Genomic DNA, 19,644 nt, shown 5'->3' with positions numbered 1-19,644 from the left:
AATCGAACTATGCTGGCACACAGGGGCAAAATGGAAAGTCAGCGGGCAACAGTGGCCAATTTTTCTGGCTGGAAAAATGTGTGCCCGATACTTTTGCAAAGGAGTTATGCTATGGCGCAAATTGATGCGATCAACCAGGTCATCAACCTCGTCAGCCTGGTCGTTTTGTTATTTGCTATCGTCAAGACATACCGGCAAGTCCGCTCACTGAACCTGTTAGACTACATCATCATGTACTTAAAATACCGGCAAACCATCTACGAAGAAATGCAAAAAAATCCGCAAATCCGCCAAAAGCAGCTACTCTCCATCGCCGTCACGCTGCTCATCGCCACCTTCTGGGTCATCAGCAGCCTCCAACACCTCATGGCACAATGGAACTTCAGCAACCTCTTAAACGCTATCACAACCCTCGGACTGCTAGGCCTTTTCCTGTTCCAAACCTGGCAAACCAAACACCTCAACGAAGACAACCGCTACCTAACCTTCGCCAACCACTACCAACGCCGCCACTTCGACGACGTCCTCCGCATCTTCCAGAAAAAGTTAGACGAATGGACCCCGCAAGACGACGCCGACCAACGCGAAAAGGACAGATTTCACGAACTTCTGGAACGCGTCAAGGCAGAAGCCGAACACAACCGCCGCGCCGCCATGTTCAGCGACGATCTATACGCGCTATTCGACGATAAGCTGCTTCTACACGACGGTAGCGAACCGTTAACCTTCCGCGAAAAAGGTATCCTGAGCTACTATGTCGGTTATTGGGACGCCGGGCCGTATAATGACTATACCCTTGGCATGTTAGAAGACATGGATGAGCGCGAGCGGCGGATTGCGTCGCGGGTGGTGAATGTTTCGATGGGGCTGATGGCTGCTGGGTTGATTTGGGTGGCGGTTAGACAGGTTGTAGGGTAAATTTAAGGTTACGAGAACAATGTATGGTATAGCTGTAAAGAGACTGTAATTGTAAAGTAGTTAGCAGAGAGTCTCTTCTAGGTCAATCATTTAGAAAATTCAGATGTAGTTATTGCAAAAAAAGAAATTTAATTTAGATCCGAGGAGTGAAGATCATGGATAATTCAAAGATGCCCTTCAAAAAAGTAGAAGGGACCTCAGTCAATTTAATCAAGCAAAATATTGAGTCCCTAAGGAAGCTCTTTCCTGAAATTGCTAGCGATGGAAAGATTGATTTTAATCAACTTAGAGTGCTGCTCGGAGATTCTGTCGATGATTCAGAGGAAAAATATAAATTCACTTGGCATGGTAAACAAGCCGCAATGCGCTTGGCACAAAGGATGAGTACTGCAACGCTTCGTCCCCAAAGGGAGAAGTCTCTTCTCTGGGATAAGACTAAAAATCTTTACATTGAAGGCGACAACCTGGAATCGCTTAAATTGCTACAAAAAAGTTATTCTGGAAAAATCAAGTTTATTTATATTGATCCACCCTACAATACTAGTCATGATTTTGTATATCACGATGATTTCAGGGATAGTATTCAAAATTATCTTGAAATAACTGGACAGGTGGATCAGGAAGGAAATAGGTTATCAACCAATTTGGAAACTTCTGGTCGATTTCATTCTGACTGGCTTAGTATGATGTATCCTCGTCTTCAACTGGCGCGAAATTTACTAAGAGAAGACGGAGTGATTGCCATGAGTATTGACGATGGCGAACTCGAAAATTTACGTAAGATTTCGAAAGAAATATTTGGCGAAAATAATTTCCTGGGACAAATAACATATCTTAACAACCCAAAAGGAAGATCCCAAGATAAGTACTTAGCCACCTCTTCAGAATATATATTACTATTCTCAAAGACAGTGCTTCCTAGTGGAGCAATTTCTATATCAAAAGGACATCATAAAATTGATAAGCAATATCCATACAAGGATCAGGCGGGACAGTATCGGTTAATAGAATTAAGAAATACGCATAGGGAGTTTGGAAAATACAATCGTCCAAATTTATATTATCCAATATACATCGACCGAGATGGGAAAGTTCTTGAAGAAGAAGACAATAAGTCTATAGCGGTATTGCCCATTTGGAATGACGGATTCGAAGGTTGCTGGACTTGGGGAAAAGACAAGTTTTTAAAGGAGAAAAATCTTCTGATAGCAAAGAAACAGCAAGAAAATTGGAAGATTTATCGAAAAGATTATGTTAAGCAAGATGGTCAAACATTGACCAAGGTGCAGACGCTGTTAACTGACAAGGCTTTTCATACAGAGAAAGGACAAGCGGTTCTTAATTCCCTATTTGGATCCACGGATAAGATATTTCAGTCTCCAAAATCTGTTGATCTCTTACAATTATTAGTTGAGATGGGCACGGACAGACACGGTATTGTAATGGACTTCTTCAGTGGATCTGCAACGATGGCACAGGCGGTGCTACAACAAAATATCAAAGATGGTGGAGATCGTCGATTTATCATGATTCAGTTGCCTGAAAAGACACCAGAGGATTCAGTCGCCAGGACCAATGGATTTAAAACTATTACAGACATTGGAGAGGAACGAATTCGTCGTGTGCGTGATGAATTACGGGCGAGTGACTCCAATCGATCTATAGATGCTGGTTTTCGGGTGTTTCGATTGGATACGTCCAATTTAGTTCAGTGGGACGATCTGAAAAGGAATCAGCTGTTATTATTGGATGAGAACTTCAAAGCTGATAGATCGTCAGAAGATATTTTGTTTGAGATTATACTAAAACAAGGCCTTGATTTGAACTCTAGTGTTATTTCTCGTGAGATCGAGGGAGCAACAATTTATTCTGTATCTGGTGGATCAGTTTATATCGTTCTTGGGGATCAAAGCATCAAGTCCACAGTCGCTGATGAAATTGCAAATTTATATGTCAAGTCGAAGATGGAACACTCAACAGTGATATTTCAAGACAGTGGGTTTGCCAGCGATAGCGAAAAACTGAACTCAATAAAAATCTTGAATGATGCGGGTTTTCAATATGCTAACATCAAATCAATATAAGATTTAACAACGCAGGGGGAGAGTATCTTGCAAATAAGATTCGATGAATTAAAATACCAAAACGATGCCGTTAATGCAGCCGTTGATTTGTTTAAGGGCCAAGCTTTGCGGTCAAATAATCACCTGTTTGGAAAGCCGGGTTTCCAAAGCTCGTTGTTTGCAAAAGACGGGGTAGGTATTGGAAATAATATTAGTGTTTCTAAAGAGAGACTCTTAAAAAATTTGCAACAAATTCAAATTAGAAATGGGATAGCCCCAGATGACAAATTGGTTGGTGAGAACAAACGGTTCCCACAGTTTAACATTGAAATGGAAACGGGAACTGGTAAAACATTCGTTTACTTGAAGACAATTCTCGAACTGAATAAACAATACGGGTATCTAAAGTTCATCGTTGTTGTTCCTTCTGTAGCAATCCGCGAAGGTGTCATTAAATCAATTCAAATGACTCGTGGATATTTCTCTGGTCAATACGATGGTGAAGTATACGAAGCGTTTGTCTATTCGAGTTCTGACTTGAATCGTATTCGTGAGTTTGCTATTGCCAATACATTGCAGATCATGATCACTACAATTCAGGCATTTAATAAAGACTCAAATGTTATGAATCAACAGCGAGATCAACTTGATGGGGAGCGACCAATTGACTTCTTGGCTGAAACCCGTCCTATTTTAATCGTCGATGAGCCTCAATCTGTAGATGCTACAGATTTAGCAAAAAAAGCCATCAATAGTTTGAACCCAAGCGTCGCCTTCTGCTACTCTGCCACCCATAAAGAGAACTATTCGACTATTTATCGTCTGGGACCTGTTGAGGCCTATGATCAACAGCTTGTGAAACAAGTGGAAGTTGCAGCTCTTCAAAATGATGAAGATGGTAACCGAGCATACTTGCGCTTAATAAGTGTTGCAAATAGAAAGGGTAGAATATCAGCTCGTATTGAAGTCTATAAAAAGACTAAGGAAGGTGCTGATAAGAAAGTTATTACAGTTCAGCAGAATTCTGACATCGTATCTAAGACAAAGCTACAAATATACAGTAGAGTCGGTTTTGTAACAGATATCGATACAACACCGGGTTTAGAAGCAGTTTATTTTACTGGTGAACCTAGAAAATTAACACTATCTTATTCAGATGAAGAGGATGAGGCGGTAAAACGCGAACAAATAAAGCAGACAATTCGGGAACATTTGGAAAAAGAACTTCGATTTCAAAAAGCGCAAATTCCCGTAAAAGTATTAAGCTTGTTCTTCTTAGATAAAGTTGAGAACTATCGCAAGTATGATGAAAACGGAAAATACCACCGCGGAAGATATGCGCATATGTTTGAAGATGAATACAGAAAACTAATTAAGTCCAGCAGGTATCAGGGGTTACGTGATGCAAGTGTCCCAGTCAATGAGGTTCATGACGGCTATTTTTCTCGTGATGGGAAGAATCATTTTAAAAATACCCGTGGCAATACAATGGCTGATGAATCGACTTATAGCATGATTATGCGCGATAAAGAGGGATTACTGACATCATACGATCCGGGTAAGGGGAATACAGATTCAGTGAATAAATTGCGATTTATCTTCTCTCACTCTGCTTTACGTGAAGGATGGGATAATCCTAATATCTTCCAAATCTGCACACTAGTAGACACACAAGATACCATGACGAAACGCCAAAAGATCGGTCGTGGATTACGTATTGCTGTGGACCAGGACGGCCATCGCGTTCCCGGCTTTGAGATTAATACTTTGACTATCATGGCAAATGAAAGCTACAAGAATTTTGCTGAGACACTACAGACGGAGTACGCTGATGCTGGTGTGAAGTTTGGCATCTTTACGGATGACGTGTTTGCTGCCGTAGTTACCAGTGTAGACGATGATACGGGGGAACAAAAGCCTTTGGGGAAAGGCCTATCTCGTAGATTAATCCAAAGCCTCATTGCAAGTGGTTACCTAACTGCTGAACGCAAAGCAACAAACAAGCTAGTATTGGCTTTACAAAGTCAAAGCATAGTATTGCCAAACGAATTCAGTGAATATCAAGATCAGATACTTGCAATTGCCACAAAGTATGTTAAGTCTTTGCAAATATACAATCGTGCGGACAGGAAGCTAGTTTCTATCAATAAAGGCCAGCCTAGCGAAGACTTTAAAGGGTTGTGGGATCGGATTAAATCAAAAACAACGTATCGCGTAAACTTTGATACTGATAAATTAATAGATCATTCAGTAAGAAAGCTTCAGAATATTACAACACATCAAGGAAATTTCACTTACACAAAGGCACAAATCGTAAATACGATAGCTGGCTTTGAAGTTCAGAACCCACATGGCCGCTATACTTCTAATAACGATATGCTTCCTTATGAACTGCCCGACATCTTGACTTTCTTACAGAATGAGACTCATTTAACTAGAAGAACTTTAGCCAAGATCCTTAGGCAAGTTGATGATTTGACTGCTTTTCAAACAAATCCGCAGAGTTGTATAACACAAGCGGCAAAATTAATCAACTGGGAAAAGCAACAATTAATGGTGGCGGGGATTGAATATAAAGAAAATGGTGCAGTATTCGAGCAAAGCCTCTTTTCTACGGAAACACTTTATGCATACTTGGATCATGGAGACTTAAGAGGTAATGCAGTAAAAGTAAGCAGTAATAAGACTATCTATAATTATATAGTGACTGACTCCGAAACAGAAAAGCAGTTTGCGCGTGACTGTGAACAAGATGATAATGTTTTGTTCTATATAAAAATGCCAGCTTGGTTCAAAGTGCCGACACCCCTTGGTACTTATAATCCAGACTGGGCAGTTATTTATAAGCGAGAAGACGGGGTTCGTCTATACTTTGTTGCGGACACGAAAGCGAATCCAGATGAGGAGGCCCTTCGGGGTCATGAACTTCTCCAAATTAAATCCGGCCGAGCACATTTCCGTTCCTTAAAAACTGGCATAATTTTTGATGTAATCAAGAATGAGAAGAGTCTCTTAAGTTTGATTCAGAACTTCAAGACTGACTAAAGAATTTTGGCTCTCAGATCATAGCTTTGGACATAACTCTCACAAAGTTAGGAAGGTCATCCTTTAAGTTTTGAAACGACTATCGTGAGGTCGGTTTAACAGTTTTACCAAAGATCAGCGAACAGTCAGAATTCCTGATACAATAAAAGAAATAATATGTGAGGTTAAAGAGGGGAAACAGCATGGCAGTTGGGTATCAAAGCGAGGCTGAGCTGGAGAATCAGCTGATTCGCCGTCTAGAGGGGCTAGGATATCGCAAAATTTCAATACCTGATGTTAAGACATTAGATCAACATTTTCGCGATGTGTTGAATCAACGTAATAGCGAGAACCTGAAGGGGAAGTCTTTGAGTGATCGTGAGTTTACTGCGGCCTTGAACGCACTGATTGGCGCACGAACCCATTATCAAATCGCCGAAATTTTGCGCGGCTCTGATATTCAGCCTTATGGGAAAATTGAAATCCAACGTGATGACAACTCTAAAGTGTTTCTACAATTATTTGATGGCACAGACCCAAAGAATAATATTTTTGAAGTCACTCATCAGATGACTATTTATGGTCGACACGAAAATCGCTATGACGTTCTAATACTGATTAATGGGTTGCCAGTGACACAGTTTGAACTAAAACGTCGAGGTGTCGATTTCAGCGAAGCATTTAATCAAATCATTCGTTACCGAAGTGAAAGCGAGAAATACGCGCGGTTGCTTTCGTTAATCCAGATGTATGTTATCTCGAATGGAAGTGAAACGCGCTATTTTGCAAATGGCGATGGCCAGCTGAACTCGAACTTCATGTTCTATTGGACAGACAAAGAGAACAATTGGTTAAATGACATTGATGCTTTTACTGCTTCTTTTTTTGATCAAGCCAGGTTTCATAGTTTGATTGCGCGGTACACGATCTTTGATCGGGTGGAGCAAAAGATGATGATCATGCGGCCTTACCAGATCTACGCTGCGGAAGCAATCCTTGATCATGCTCAGAAGGATAGTCATAAAAACGGGTATGTCTGGCACACTACCGGGTCCGGCAAGACTATAACAAGTTTTAAGGCTAGCCAGCTCTTGGCGCGTTTGACGAAGGCAGAGAAGGTTATCTTCTTAATTGATCGTGCTGACCTAGATGAACAAACGGCGCGGAACTTTGCTGCGTATTTGCCAGCAGATGTTAACGGCCAAAGTGCGTTGGATCGGACTAACAATACACGTGAACTCGTCCGACAGCTTGTGTCCAATGATAGTCCACTAATTGTAAGTACCATTCAGAAGTTAAACAATGCAGTACAGAACAATAAATACAAAAAAGAATTAACACCGTATCACGATCGCAAAGTTGTGTTTATCGAGGATGAGGCTCACCGCAGTCAGTTCGGCGACATGCGTAAAAACGTGAATCGCTGGTTCCAAAATTCTCAGCATTTTGGCTTTACCGGAACACCAATCTTCAAGGAAAACACCGGTATTGATGGACGCACCACTGCTGATCTTTATGATCAACTGCTCCACAAGTATCTTATTAAAGACGCAATTCGTGATCACAATGTATTAGGCTTTACTGTGCAATATATCCAGACGTTTCAAGGAAAAAGCATTGTGAACGATGATGGTGAGTTGGTTAAGGGGATCGATCAGGCATCTGTATTTGAAGCGCCAGAACGCATGGCGAATATAGTCAATCATATTATTAATAAGCACGCACAATTTACAAAGCTAAAGCACTATAACGCAATTTTCACAGTTCCGAGTACCCGTCAAGCTCTTGCTTACTATGACTTATTCAAACGGCTGGATACAAATCATCGCCTAAACGTGACGACGATCTTCACTTGGCAAGCCAATGAGGTTGACAACGAAGCTCATCAGGGGCAAGACGATGTTACGTCGCGTCAGGGACTAGACAAAGTCATTGAAGACTACAACAAGCGCTATCATACCGACTTTTCGACGGATCATTTTAGCGATTATTTTAAAGACGTGTCTAAACGGATGAAAGCGCACAACGATGCAACTCCTGAGGAAAACATCGATGTGTTGATTGTTGTAAACATGTTCTTGACGGGATTTGACTCGAAGCGGCTGTCAACGCTTTATGTTGATAAGAAGTTGCGTTGGCAGGGGCTTATTCAGGCCTTCTCACGAACTAATCGGATTGATACGAACAATAAGCCTTTTGGGAACATTGTTTGCTATCGTAATCTTAAAAGGGCGACTGATGACGCTGTAGCATTGTATTCTGATGGCGATCAGCAGGCATTCTTTGCGCCGCCATATCCTGAGTTAAAGAATCAGTTCATTAAAGCGATTCAAGCGTTGCAGGTCGTCACACCAACTAAAGATGATGTTGATCCGTTATACAATCAAGGCGACGAAGCCCTTGAAAAGTTTGTCCTCGCATTTCGCAGCGTCTTGCGGATTTACAATAAAGTTCGCGTTTACGATGAATTTGATTGGGAACAGTTCAAGAACATCTTTACGAATCAGGATTTTGAAGATTTCAAGGGGAAGTATTACACGGCATATAAACGCCTCAAACCGGACAACCCTGGCGAAAAGGCTGATATTCTTGACGACATTGATTTCGATATGACATTAGTTCAAACGGATACGATTGACGTAACTTATATCGTTAATCTGATTAAGTCGATTAATCTTGATGATGACAAGAGTCGTAATTCTGACATTGCAAAGATTCAGCGATTTTTGAACAATGCCACAGACGATCACCTGAAGTCGAAGGCGGAGCTGTTGAAACGGTTCTTAGATGAGAATGTGCCAAAGCTCAACGCTAAGTCAGACATTGGTAATGAATTGGACAAATTCTTAGCAGACTCGCGCGAAAATGCATTAGTTGGCTTCTCTAAAAATCACAACTTGCCGATTTCTGTTGTCAAGGATCAACTGTCTGATTATAACTTTACGGGTCGCGCCAATTTACAATCAATGCAGAAGGAATTCAATGATCTTGGCTTTGGTTTTCGTGAGAAGCGTAAACTTAGTGCTGAGATGCAGCAGTTATTGGAAAATGTTAGCGAAAAATATTCATTATCTTAACGCTGAAATGGAGAAATAGTCTTGGATAACACGCACAACACACAAGCACAGCAACAAGCAGAATTACAAAAGCGCCTTTGGAGCATTGCTAACGACCTTCGTGGCAACATGGATGCCAGTGAGTACCGAAATTATATATTAGGGCTCATCTTTTACCGCTTCCTTAGCGATCAGGTCAGCGACGAAGGCGAAGAGCTGTTCAAGAATGACCCAGTTGATTTTGAGACAGCTTATCAGAACCCAGATGACCAGGAGGATATTAAACAAGCGGTCATCGAATACATTGGTTTCTTTATCGAACCGAAGTATTTATTTGACAGCTTAATCAAGGATATTAAGGCCGGCAATTTTGACACTGAAAAGCTCCAAAATGCGATTAACGAGGTTCAGCTATCAACTGTGGGCCATGAATCAGAAAATGATTTCCGTGGACTCTTTGCCGATATGGATCTTGGATCGAATAAACTTGGTGCAACGGTCTCGGAACGTGGCAAAATGATTGCTAAAGTCATGTTGGCATTGGCTGACATTAATTTTCGCAGTCAGGACATGCAGATTGATGTTCTGGGTGATGCTTATGAATACCTCATTGGCCAATTTGCTGCCAGTGCAGGTAAGAAGGCCGGTGAATTTTATACGCCACAACAGGTTTCTAAGATTCTGGCGCAGATTGTCACTTTGCATAAGCACGAATTACGATCAGTTTATGACCCGACGATGGGATCTGGTTCCTTGCTGCTGCAGGTAGGTAACTATGTTGATCGAATTGGCGAGTATTACGGTCAAGAACTTAACACGACAACTTATAATTTGGCACGCATGAATCTTCTGATGCATGGTGTGAACTTTAGCCAATTCCAATTATTCCAAGGAGACACCCTCGAAAACGATAAGGTTGGTGACAAACAGTTTGACGCTGTTGTAGCTAACCCACCATATTCGGCTAACTGGGATCCAACCGATAAGATAGACGACGAACGGTTCCGCAAGTATGGCCGAACAGCGCCAAAGTCAAAGGCTGATTTTGCCTTTGTTGAACACATGCTCTATCACTTGAATGAAACAGGCATTATGGGTGTTGTTCTACCCCACGGCGTACTTTTCCGTGGCGCGGCAGAAGGCGCCATTCGCCAATTTATGTTGGAACAGGACAATGTTCTAGATGCCGTCATTGGTCTACCTGCGAATCTCTTCTATGGGACAAGTATTCCCACGGTTATTTTGATCTTCAAAAAAGATCGCGACGCGCGCAATGTTCATGATGTGCTATTTATTGATGCGTCCAAGGATTTTGAAAAGGGGAAGAATCAGAATTCCATTACAGATGATCAGATTAAGCGAATCGTGGAAACCTACGACAAACGCAAAGACGTCGACAAATATGCTCATGTTGCTTCCTTCGATGAAATCAAAGAAAACGAATTTAACCTGAACATTCCCCGATATGTAGACACAACTGAGCCAGAAAAGCCTGTTGATGTGGTTAAGGTAGTAGCTAACATTAAGAAAGCGGATGAACAAATTGCCGAATTAAGTCAGGCTTTAGCCAAGGATTTTGATGATTTGGTTGCTAATAACGACGAAGCTGCCAAACAACTAACCGCTTTGAAGGAGCTGTTTAAAAATGAGTAAGGATGCTAATAATGTTCCCGCACTGCGGTTTAAGGGGTTTTCGGACGCTTGGGAAAAGCGTAAGTTGGGAGATGTCACAAAACTAATAACAAAGGGTACAACTCCAAGAAAGCAAAATGGACAGGGGACTATCAATTTTATTAAGGTCGAAAATATTTCAAAAGGCGGAAATATATCAGTTACCAACAAAATTTCTTTTGAGGAACATCAAGGTTATTTAGCTAGGTCAGTTCTACAAGAAAATGATATTCTCTTCTCTATTGCCGGCTCACTTGGACGTACTGCAATAATTTCCAAATCCCTGTTACCAGCCAATACTAATCAAGCTTTAGCAATCATTCGCCTTGGCTCCGGCGACGTAAAGTTTGTCGCTACTTATCTATCAGGAACGGCCGTTAATGAATATATTAAAAGGAACCCAACCACTGGAGCACAACCTAACATTTCACTGACTCAAGTTGCAAGTTTACACATAGACTGGCCATGTTTAGATGAACAAAGAACAATCGCAAAACTATTTTCGAAAGTCAACAACCTTATCGCTGCAACTCAAGGTAAACTTGATCAACTTCAAATGGTCAAAAAGGCGCTATTACAACATTTCTTTGACCAGTCAATGCGGTTCAAGGGGTACTCTGACCCGTGGGAAAAATGTAAGTTGGGGGATATAGCTGAAAAAGTTACTGAGAAGAACAAATCTGGTGAATTTAAAGAAGTACTAACTAATTCGGCGGAGAACGGTATTGTTAGCCAGCGGGACTTTTTCGATAAGGACATCGCGAACAAAGAAAGTTTAAGTGGCTATTACGTAGTGCGGCCAGATGACTTTGTCTACAATCCGAGAATATCTAACTCGGCTCCTGTTGGCCCGATCAAGCGTAACAGGTTAAAACGTATAGGAATTATGTCTCCGTTGTATTTTGTTTTTCGGGTGCACGGTGTGAATCATGGGTTCTTAGAGCAATATTTCTTAGCTAATGTCTGGCACCGTTTTATGACACGAAATGGCGACACTGGAGCACGCTCTGACCGTTTTGCAATCAAAGATTCTGTATTTGTGACAATGCCAATTCTTATTCCGTCTGTTGCAGAGCAACAACACATTGCTTCATCCTTACAAACACTCGATGGCCTTATTGCTGCAGCTCAGTCCAAACTTGTCGGTTACCGGCAATTAAAGAAGTCTTTGCTACAAGAGCTCTTTGTATGAAGAAAGAGTTCATAAACTTAGATAGGAGATTGTTATGAGACGAGAAAGGCGAAAGAAAAGTCACTGGAAAACTGTTGGAATTGTGATAGTCCTCTTAACAATAATTGGTGCGAGCTTCTATGTTGGAAGTCGATATGCAACATCGATTCAGAATCAAAGTCAGATTTCAAGGGCATCGAGTCAATCCTCTACCAAGTCATCACAACAGTCGAAACAAAGCAAACCAGAGAGCTTCACGACAAGTAGTCCCTCCAAAGCTTCCCAGCAACAAGTACAGGATCAAGATCCTGTATCGCTGGCACATTCATATATTATCGGTAAAGGGTTCAGTATCGTTCCTGAACTTTACGACGGAGAAGACGTTAATCAAGCAATGACCGAGAATAAGGCACCACAAAACAGCGTACACGATGGGGTTTTGTATGGTTATTTTAAAGACGCCAACACTGCAAGGCTCACTGGTCTCGGAGCATACGTAGGCTCTTACAGTGCAAATTACACGGTTGACAACCACAATATTGTTCTCAAACTAAGTAACAGTGCGGTACCAACCAAGGTTATACCATACACATTGAATGTTGATGGGACTGTACTTCTTAAGGCATTCAGTACTGATTTCGAAGGGCATACACTTACCAGTAAAGTCAATTTTGATGAACAGGCAAGGGCATATGTGGATCAAAAGCAAGCACAAAATTAAGGCGGAATATTTTCTGGTTCAAATTTCTCTACTGTCACCTCTCCACAGTGCGTTTGGCTGACTTTTCCCATTCCGTATGATAAAGATTTAATTGCCCAACAGGGTAACTAAATCCAGGAGGTGCGGAATGAAACAACGCACGCAGAAGTTCCACATGTATTTCAAACAATGGATCGAGCTTTACAAAGAAGGGGCAGTTCGTCCTGTTACTTACCAAAAGTATCAGATGTCACACAAGCATCTAGTGACACTTGCGCCGGACTTGCACATGGACGAGCTGAAGCGACGAACCTATCAAGAGCTAATCAATGAGTTCGCCGCAAATCACGAAAAGCAGACGACATTGGACTTCCATCACCACCTGAAAGCGGCCATTCTTGACGGGCTTGATGAAGGGCTGCTTGAACAGGATCCAACGCGCAAAGTCGTGATCAAAGGCACCGTTTCTCGCATTCATAAGGTCAAATTTTTGAACCAGCATGAACTCACGAAGCTATTGGCGCTGCTTGATCTGGATGGCGGTTTGGGATGGGACTACTTCCTCCTGCTGATTGCGAAAACAGGCTTGCGATTTGGCGAAGCACTTGGAGTGACACCAGCGGACTTTGATATGGCTAAGTTGACCTTAACCATCAACAAAACTTGGGATTATAAGAGCGCTACAGGCAGCTTCGCCGAAACCAAGAACACTGCCTCTGTTCGCAAGGTGCCACTTGACTGGCAAGTTGCGATGCAGTTCGCTACCCTGATCAAGCATCTGCCTCAAGATCAACCAATCTTCGTCGCCGCTGGACAGCGCGTGTACAACGAAACCGCTAATGACATCCTAGAGCGCAAATGCAAGCGCGCACGCATCCCTGTCATCAGCATTCATGGTCTTCGCCACACGCACGCATCACTGCTTCTGTATGCGGGTGTTTCGGTTGGTTCGGTGGCAAGACGCCTCGGTCACGCCAATATGAGCACGACCCAGAAGACCTACCTCCATATCATCCAAGAATTAGAAAACCAAGACAACGATAAGATTATGCGCTACCTCACCTCATTGATGTGACATAAAAGGATCGCTTCACGCAGCTTTACCGCGTTAGGCGACCCCTTTCAAATGAAAAGTCCTTGTAACAGGGCTTTTTTTAATGATTCGAGGCCAGAAAGTTTGGATTGAGTTGCAGCGATAAGGTTGTCAAATATAGTTAGACAACTGCCTATTGTGTCCTGTTCCTTTCTTGACGGAATGTTTATTTTTGTTGTTAGAACATTCTTGTTGTACAGCCTTTTAATGGTTGTACCCTCTGTTCCATTCCAGTGAACGATACTTAAAAACTGATTCAAAAATGAATTAGCAAGGCGTTCGTCATGCTTAATCCAAATAATATTCGAATCCTGAAAATAGGCATCCTCCCCGTCATAAACAAGCTTTCTGCCAATACTCCCTGATGCTGAAATTAAAATATCTCCAGCTTCAGGAAATGGATACATTTTTTTATATTTTTCAAAAAGTTCACGCGAAATGAAAGAGTCCGCTTCTTTACCAAAAGTTCCAATTTTATAAAAAGGGACATCTCCAGTTGACGAGGTTTGATCCTTATAAATTCGTTTATTCATGGCGACCTGTCCCAAATCACCCAACTTACGCTTTTCCCACGGGTCAGAGTAGCCTTTGAACCGCATTGACTGGTCAAACAGATGCTGTAATAGAGCCTTTTTAACCATTTCAAGTTGATCAAGTTTACCTTGAGTTGCAGCGATAAGGTTATTGATATTCAAAACGCAATCTTGTATTGAGTCCAATTCTGTAGGGTCACATGGTACAAAAAGCTTAAGCCTCTTTAGTTCACTGGCTTTAATTAATGGTTGACCGGTGCCAAATTTGATTTTTTTTAAATCAAAATGATCTAGCAAAGCTTTTAAGAAGCTAGGTGTATCCGTGACCAAAAAAACAGTGTTGTCAGTAATTTTAGCCTTCCCAGAATAAATATATAGATTTCCAGCATTTGCCCCTACACGCGCCGTCAGAATCATCTTTCCTTCTACATCGTAACTCGAGTCATAGCCTATGATAGAAGTTGATCCCAAAACAGGAAAACGGAAAATTTTGTCTTTACTTGGGTGCAATGTAAATGTGCTTTTCCCAGTTCCAATAAAATGCACTAAGCTTGCCAACTTACGCTTTTCCCAAGCGTTAATTGCCATCAAGAGTCGGTATGTTAGGAAATGTTTTTAGTTAAGATGTGCTCCTTAATAGACAATGGTTTGAAAATGTCTATCGGCAAATCCTTCTTGTGTTGTCCACATGCTAAGCATTGTAATACAGGGTATATTATAATGCCGCTTTCTGTGGGTGACCTGTTGGTATAGTGAGACCACAACACTTCATTAGATAACAAAATAAGAGTCAGCTATATCAGTAGATCAGCTAACTCCTGTCTTTAAATTGCAAGTTACCTCCAGTAAGGGTTTGGTGTTGCCTGGATTAATTCACCGTTTCCCTCTAAATTGACAGATTCATTTGGTAGTAGTAGGAGACTTTGACCTAGATGAAGAGTATGATGGTCGGCTGTTGCGGTTCCTTTTATAAGGGTCAAAGCGGAAGCGATAGCGCTAAAGTTTGTAACAACCAGATCATGAACAAGTTTAATTAGCCGCAGTTGATAAGCACGTTCTTGAATACTTTGGTTTATCGTGAACGGTTGTTTCTGAACCGTTTGTTCTGGGTTAAGAGTGCTTAGACCGTCAGATACATCTAACTTTCGAGGCTTACCGTCTAATCCCTTACGTCCATAGTCGTACAAGCGATATGTGACGTCTGTGGCTTGTTGAATTTCATAAACCAGTGATCCAGCAGTGATAGCATGTAAGGTTCCCGCGGGGACAAACAAGTAATCACCAGTGGTTACTGATTCACATCCAGCTATTTGTTCAGTCAATGAAGGATAACTGGTAATCTCATTTAACATCGAAGTATCTGATAGGCCAGAATAAACATGCTGATCCAGGGGCTGCTGAATGAAATACCAGGATTCCGATTTTCCATACAGATATCCTTTGTCTCTAGCATATGAATCTGTTGGATGAACTTGAATGCTTAAGTTTGCGTCAGCACCGAGCATATCGATAATTAGCGGATAAACTTCTCCGGGAATTAATCCGAATTTCTGCGGATTTTGTTGAGTGGCGAGAAAGAAACTTGTTGCAATCCCAGTTGCTGCGTCAACGATCATGCAATCCAGATATGATATTCCGGCAACACTGTAGACGGATCCGGTGTGATCGGAGGTGGCACCATAGGGAAGGAGTCGTGGTGTACCCCAAATGCGATCTTTGGATAAGCTCTTCAGGAGATACAAAACTTCCACCGCTTTCTAAAAGAAACCAACCAGGCAGCCAACTGTAACAATTGCAGTGATGATGAGAATAACTTTCGTTGCGCTCATTTGTTTTGCAGAGATTAACCACCATGCAAACATTACCATAGCTAATGGCAACAAATCTGGGAAGATTCCAGTTAAGACGTTCTCTAAAGGCGCTGATTTTCCCCCTAATGGAATTTTTGCAATCGTCTTCAACACAATAGTATTGGCTGCTAATGCGCCCACGACCATGATCCCTAAGATGTTAAAAGCGTCGGTAATTCTTTTAGAGTTCTCGCCAACGATGACGTCAATGGCATTGACGCCAAGACGGTAGCCGCTATGAAAAGCAATGTAAGAGATCGTAGGGCCAATAATGCCATACGCAATAATGTAAAACATTGGGCCTAACGGACTGCCACCCTTGGCTAAACTCATGGCGATGGAGAGCAGGATTGGTACGATAATTCCCTGAATAATAGAGTCCCCAATTCCAGCCAATGGTCCCATTAATGTTGCTTTAATATTGACAGGCATTTCTTCTGAAACATTCCGGCCCATAGCAATTTGTTCTTCTAAGGATGCAACAATGCCGTTAATCAATTGTCCGGTTTGGGGTTCAGTGTTGTAAAACATTGAATGCCGGACTAGCAGCCGCCTTTTACCGTCTTCATCATCTTTATAATATTTATCTGCAAATGGAATATAGGAATAAGCCCATGCATGTGCTTGTAACTTCTCATAACTCATAGAGCTGAGGTGGGTAAAACCCCAGCGATACCAAATCTGATTTAGTTCATGTTTAGATAGCATGGTGTCGCCACTTGTTGATTGAGTTGATTTTGGCATCTTAATTCACCTTTCTAGAAAAGATCCTCGTCTTCATATTCTGTGTCAGTATTTACTGTGGCCTCGTGACTTCCATCATCTTTTGACGTTTCTGAAGTTTTAACACCTTTCGCGCCATGATTGTTAGAGGACAAATAATACATGTAGGCGACAAGTGCGGCAATAAAGACAATTGCAATCATGCTTAATTTTGCAAATGCCAGTAGAACAAAACCGGCAAAGAAGAATATCAGGTGTGCATTGCTCTTGATAACAATTGCCATTAACATTGCAATTCCAAGTGCCGGTAAAACGCCTCCGAGCACCTGAATAATGTGTGTTACAATATCGGGAATACTTTGAATTAACCAGTTGACCAAACCTTTTCCTGAATAAATGGCGAAAAATACTGGCACTGCACGCAACAGAAAAGTAGTAATCTGAGGGTAAATTAGGTGGTTTAAAACAATTCCGCGATCATTATTTTCTTCCGCGGCTTTGTCAGCACGGGCGTTCCAAAAAGAGTAAAGTGCCATTCGACCATTATAGAAAATCAAGCCAAAAGTTTGGCCAATCAGAATTGCCAGTGTTACTGCGATAGCTGGGTTGCGCGTTGTTGCCATGGCTAGACCGATTCCGCCATAAGCCGCGTAGGTGATTTCACTATTTGTGGCACCTCCTGTAGAAAGATTGGCGATGAAGACTGCTTGTACCGCTAGTCCGCAAAGAATGCCTGATTTTACATCGCCAAAAGCTAGTCCAACCAATAAGCCAGCAACTAACGGTCTACCAACAATATAAAAGCCTCCAGACATCCCGAACAGCCATGGGGATTCGATAGCCCCTAGATAACAAAAGATCCCAGTTAACATCGCTGAAATAAATAGACTGGTGTTCATAATTGCCCCTCCTGAGAATTAGCTCATTTCATCATATTTTGCTTTCATAGTTTTCCAACGCTTAATTTCATCATCAGGCAGTAATTGGAACTGGACATCGATACCATGCTTCTCTAAGTTTTCAAACGCGTTATAATCCGCTTGATCAATTGCGACGGTGCGACCTAATACCTTGGCGCCAGCACGCGTATTCATCGGTCCGACGTTTAAGACAGAACCGAATTCAACGCCCATATCAGCTAATTTGGAAAAAGTCTGCGGTGAATCACTGATTAAAAAGAAACGTTTCTTTGACTCGATTCCTTTCTTTATTTTGGTAGGTGCTTCCGCAACAGTGTAAATACCAACCTTCAAATCATTAGCAGCGGCTTTAAGTACCTTTCTACGAAGCGTATCGGTTGCGATATTATCGCCAACAACGAGAATACCATCTACCGGTCGGGCTTTAGTCCACCGCGTCATTGTTTGACCATGTATAACCCGGTCATCCACTCTGACTACTGAAATTGTCATAATTGATTCCTCCTAAAAGTCTAAATCATCATTGTCTTCAACTATATCTTCAGCAATTTCTATTCCTTGCTGTCCGATAGCCTTAGTTTTTGCCTTCACGTCATCTAAATCAGTACAATTTTCAATATTTGTGCCAATCTCCAACAGCATGGGTAAATTAACGCCGCTGACTAGGCTGCATTTATTGGAATGTGCTAAGTAGTATTTGTAAGCTTCGTTGTATGGGGTTCCTCCTTTCACATCAGCTAAGATAAGGACAGGAGATGGTGCGTTATTCAAGAATGCGAGTAGCCGTCGACGAAATTCGTTGACCCCACTCGTATTCAGACTAAGAGCCTGAATGTAATTCTTATGGCCAGCAATCATTTCAAAAGCTGAGACTAAGCCATCCGCTAGATTTGCGTGGCTTGTAATTAATATAATCAAAGCTAATTCCTCCTTGTAAATACATATTTGAGGATCCTTGTTCGCTTACTATAATATGTATGCGCTACCAAAAAGTCAACACCGGTCATGATATGAGTCTGATTTTTTATTTGACAAAAACCAATTCGCAGAATACTATGTAATATGTAATGACATATTAGGAGGACACTCACATGAAAGACTATACGTTAGATGATTTTGCACGGATGATTGATCACACTAATTTACATGCTGATGCAACAAGGGAAGATATGCGGAAACTGTGTGATGAGGCAAAACACTACCATTTCAAGATGGTAGCTATCAACCAGACTCAGTCGAAGTTTTGCTCAGATCTGTTAATGGGAACTGACATCGATACTGGTGCAGCAATCAGTTTTCCTTTGGGGCAAACGACCATAGAGTCAAAGCTTTTCGATGTCAAAGATGCAATTAACAATGGCGCAAATGAAATCGATTATGTTATTAATATCACTGAACTTAAAGCTAAAAACTACCACTACATTGAGGATGAGATGAGTCAGATTGTGACGATTTGTCACAATCACAATGTTCCTTGCAAAGTCATCTTCGAAAATGCCTACTTAACTAAAGAGGAAATTAAAAAAGTGGCCGAGATTGCTAAGAAAGTCAAGCCGGATTTTATCAAAACTTCAACAGGGTTTGGTCCAAGTGGTGCCAAAGTGGAAGATGTAAAACTAATGAAAAGCGTGGTCGGGAACCGAGTATCCGTTAAGGCCGCGGGGGGCATTCGTGATGCCGGTGCCTTCCTTTCAATGATTGAAGCCGGAGCTGATCGTATAGGCACGAGTGCTGGGGTTAAGATCATCGAGGAACTAAGAGAACGCATAGCAAAAAGTGATGCGCAATTCATTTCGCTCCAACGGAATTAATGTCTTTTAGACACTGACAGATTCTGTTTTGTTACGTGGATATCGGACTCACACTTTTTAAGATGATGGTGAACATCTGCGACCTTGCTGTATACTTTTAGTACGAGTTCT

General features: G+C 41.7%; 15 protein-coding genes. 9 read left to right on the top strand and 6 right to left on the bottom strand.

Going from position 1 to position 19,644, the window contains the following annotated elements:
- The first annotated feature begins 111 nt into the window (after positions 1–111).
- From LHUE1_RS01060 to LHUE1_RS01025, 8 genes are all read left to right on the top strand, one after another.
- Positions 112–918, top strand: a complete 807-nt coding sequence (locus tag LHUE1_RS01060; RefSeq protein WP_049170346.1) for a hypothetical protein — start codon at positions 112–114, stop codon at positions 916–918.
- A 155-nt stretch (positions 919–1,073) separates the two neighbouring features.
- On the top strand, positions 1,074–3,002 hold the full coding sequence (locus LHUE1_RS01055) for a site-specific DNA-methyltransferase (protein ID WP_277848167.1): 1,929 nt from the start codon (positions 1,074–1,076) through the stop codon (positions 3,000–3,002).
- Between the two features lie 27 nt (positions 3,003–3,029).
- Entirely contained in the window at positions 3,030–6,026 is a 2,997-nt protein-coding gene (locus LHUE1_RS01050; RefSeq protein WP_277848166.1) for a restriction endonuclease, read from the top strand.
- A gap of 182 nt (positions 6,027–6,208) precedes the next feature.
- Entirely contained in the window at positions 6,209–9,082 is a 2,874-nt protein-coding gene (locus LHUE1_RS01045; RefSeq protein WP_049170350.1) for a type I restriction endonuclease subunit R, read from the top strand.
- 21 nt (positions 9,083–9,103) lie between these two features.
- Complete coding sequence (locus LHUE1_RS01040) at positions 9,104–10,714, top strand: type I restriction-modification system subunit M (RefSeq protein ID WP_277848165.1); 1,611 nt, start codon at positions 9,104–9,106, stop codon at positions 10,712–10,714.
- Entirely contained in the window at positions 10,707–11,924 is a 1,218-nt protein-coding gene (locus LHUE1_RS01035) for a restriction endonuclease subunit S (protein ID WP_213291512.1), read from the top strand. Before LHUE1_RS01040 ends, LHUE1_RS01035 begins: the two co-directional genes overlap by 8 nt.
- Before the next feature lie 34 nt (positions 11,925–11,958).
- On the top strand, positions 11,959–12,624 hold the full coding sequence (locus LHUE1_RS01030; RefSeq protein WP_049169892.1) for a hypothetical protein: 666 nt from the start codon (positions 11,959–11,961) through the stop codon (positions 12,622–12,624).
- Between the two features lie 127 nt (positions 12,625–12,751).
- On the top strand, positions 12,752–13,678 hold the full coding sequence (locus tag LHUE1_RS01025; protein WP_277848163.1) for a site-specific integrase: 927 nt from the start codon (positions 12,752–12,754) through the stop codon (positions 13,676–13,678).
- Positions 13,679–13,725: 47 nt separating this feature from the next.
- On the opposite strand, the gene LHUE1_RS01020 is transcribed toward LHUE1_RS01025, so the two are convergent.
- From LHUE1_RS01020 to LHUE1_RS00995, 6 genes are all read right to left on the bottom strand, one after another.
- Complete coding sequence (locus LHUE1_RS01020) at positions 13,726–14,817, bottom strand: restriction endonuclease subunit S (protein ID WP_279280291.1); 1,092 nt, start codon at positions 14,815–14,817, stop codon at positions 13,726–13,728.
- A gap of 248 nt (positions 14,818–15,065) precedes the next feature.
- Complete coding sequence (locus tag LHUE1_RS01015) at positions 15,066–15,845, bottom strand: class I mannose-6-phosphate isomerase (protein WP_152902735.1); 780 nt, start codon at positions 15,843–15,845, stop codon at positions 15,066–15,068.
- A 141-nt stretch (positions 15,846–15,986) separates the two neighbouring features.
- Positions 15,987–16,823: a PTS system mannose/fructose/sorbose family transporter subunit IID gene (locus LHUE1_RS01010; RefSeq protein WP_049169888.1), complete on the bottom strand. Its 837-nt coding sequence runs from the start codon at positions 16,821–16,823 to the stop codon at positions 15,987–15,989.
- A gap of 14 nt (positions 16,824–16,837) precedes the next feature.
- Positions 16,838–17,701: a PTS mannose/fructose/sorbose/N-acetylgalactosamine transporter subunit IIC gene (locus LHUE1_RS01005; protein WP_049169887.1), complete on the bottom strand. Its 864-nt coding sequence runs from the start codon at positions 17,699–17,701 to the stop codon at positions 16,838–16,840.
- Between the two features lie 18 nt (positions 17,702–17,719).
- On the bottom strand, positions 17,720–18,214 hold the full coding sequence (locus tag LHUE1_RS01000) for a PTS system mannose/fructose/N-acetylgalactosamine-transporter subunit IIB (protein WP_049169885.1): 495 nt from the start codon (positions 18,212–18,214) through the stop codon (positions 17,720–17,722).
- 12 nt (positions 18,215–18,226) lie between these two features.
- On the bottom strand, positions 18,227–18,640 hold the full coding sequence (locus tag LHUE1_RS00995; protein ID WP_049169884.1) for a PTS sugar transporter subunit IIA: 414 nt from the start codon (positions 18,638–18,640) through the stop codon (positions 18,227–18,229).
- 173 nt (positions 18,641–18,813) lie between these two features.
- Here LHUE1_RS00995 and deoC point away from each other — a divergent pair, with 173 nt between their 5' ends.
- Positions 18,814–19,533 (top strand): deoxyribose-phosphate aldolase, encoded by a 720-nt coding sequence (deoC, locus tag LHUE1_RS00990; protein WP_049169882.1) that lies wholly within the window; start codon positions 18,814–18,816, stop codon positions 19,531–19,533.
- Positions 19,534–19,644 lie beyond the last annotated feature (111 nt).

It is taken from the genome of Lacticaseibacillus huelsenbergensis, from assembly GCF_029726355.1.
Taxonomy (GTDB): Bacteria; Bacillota; Bacilli; order Lactobacillales; family Lactobacillaceae; genus Lacticaseibacillus; species Lacticaseibacillus casei.
Note: the sequence above shows the minus strand (reverse complement) of the source record. Positions and strands in the feature narration are given on the sequence as shown.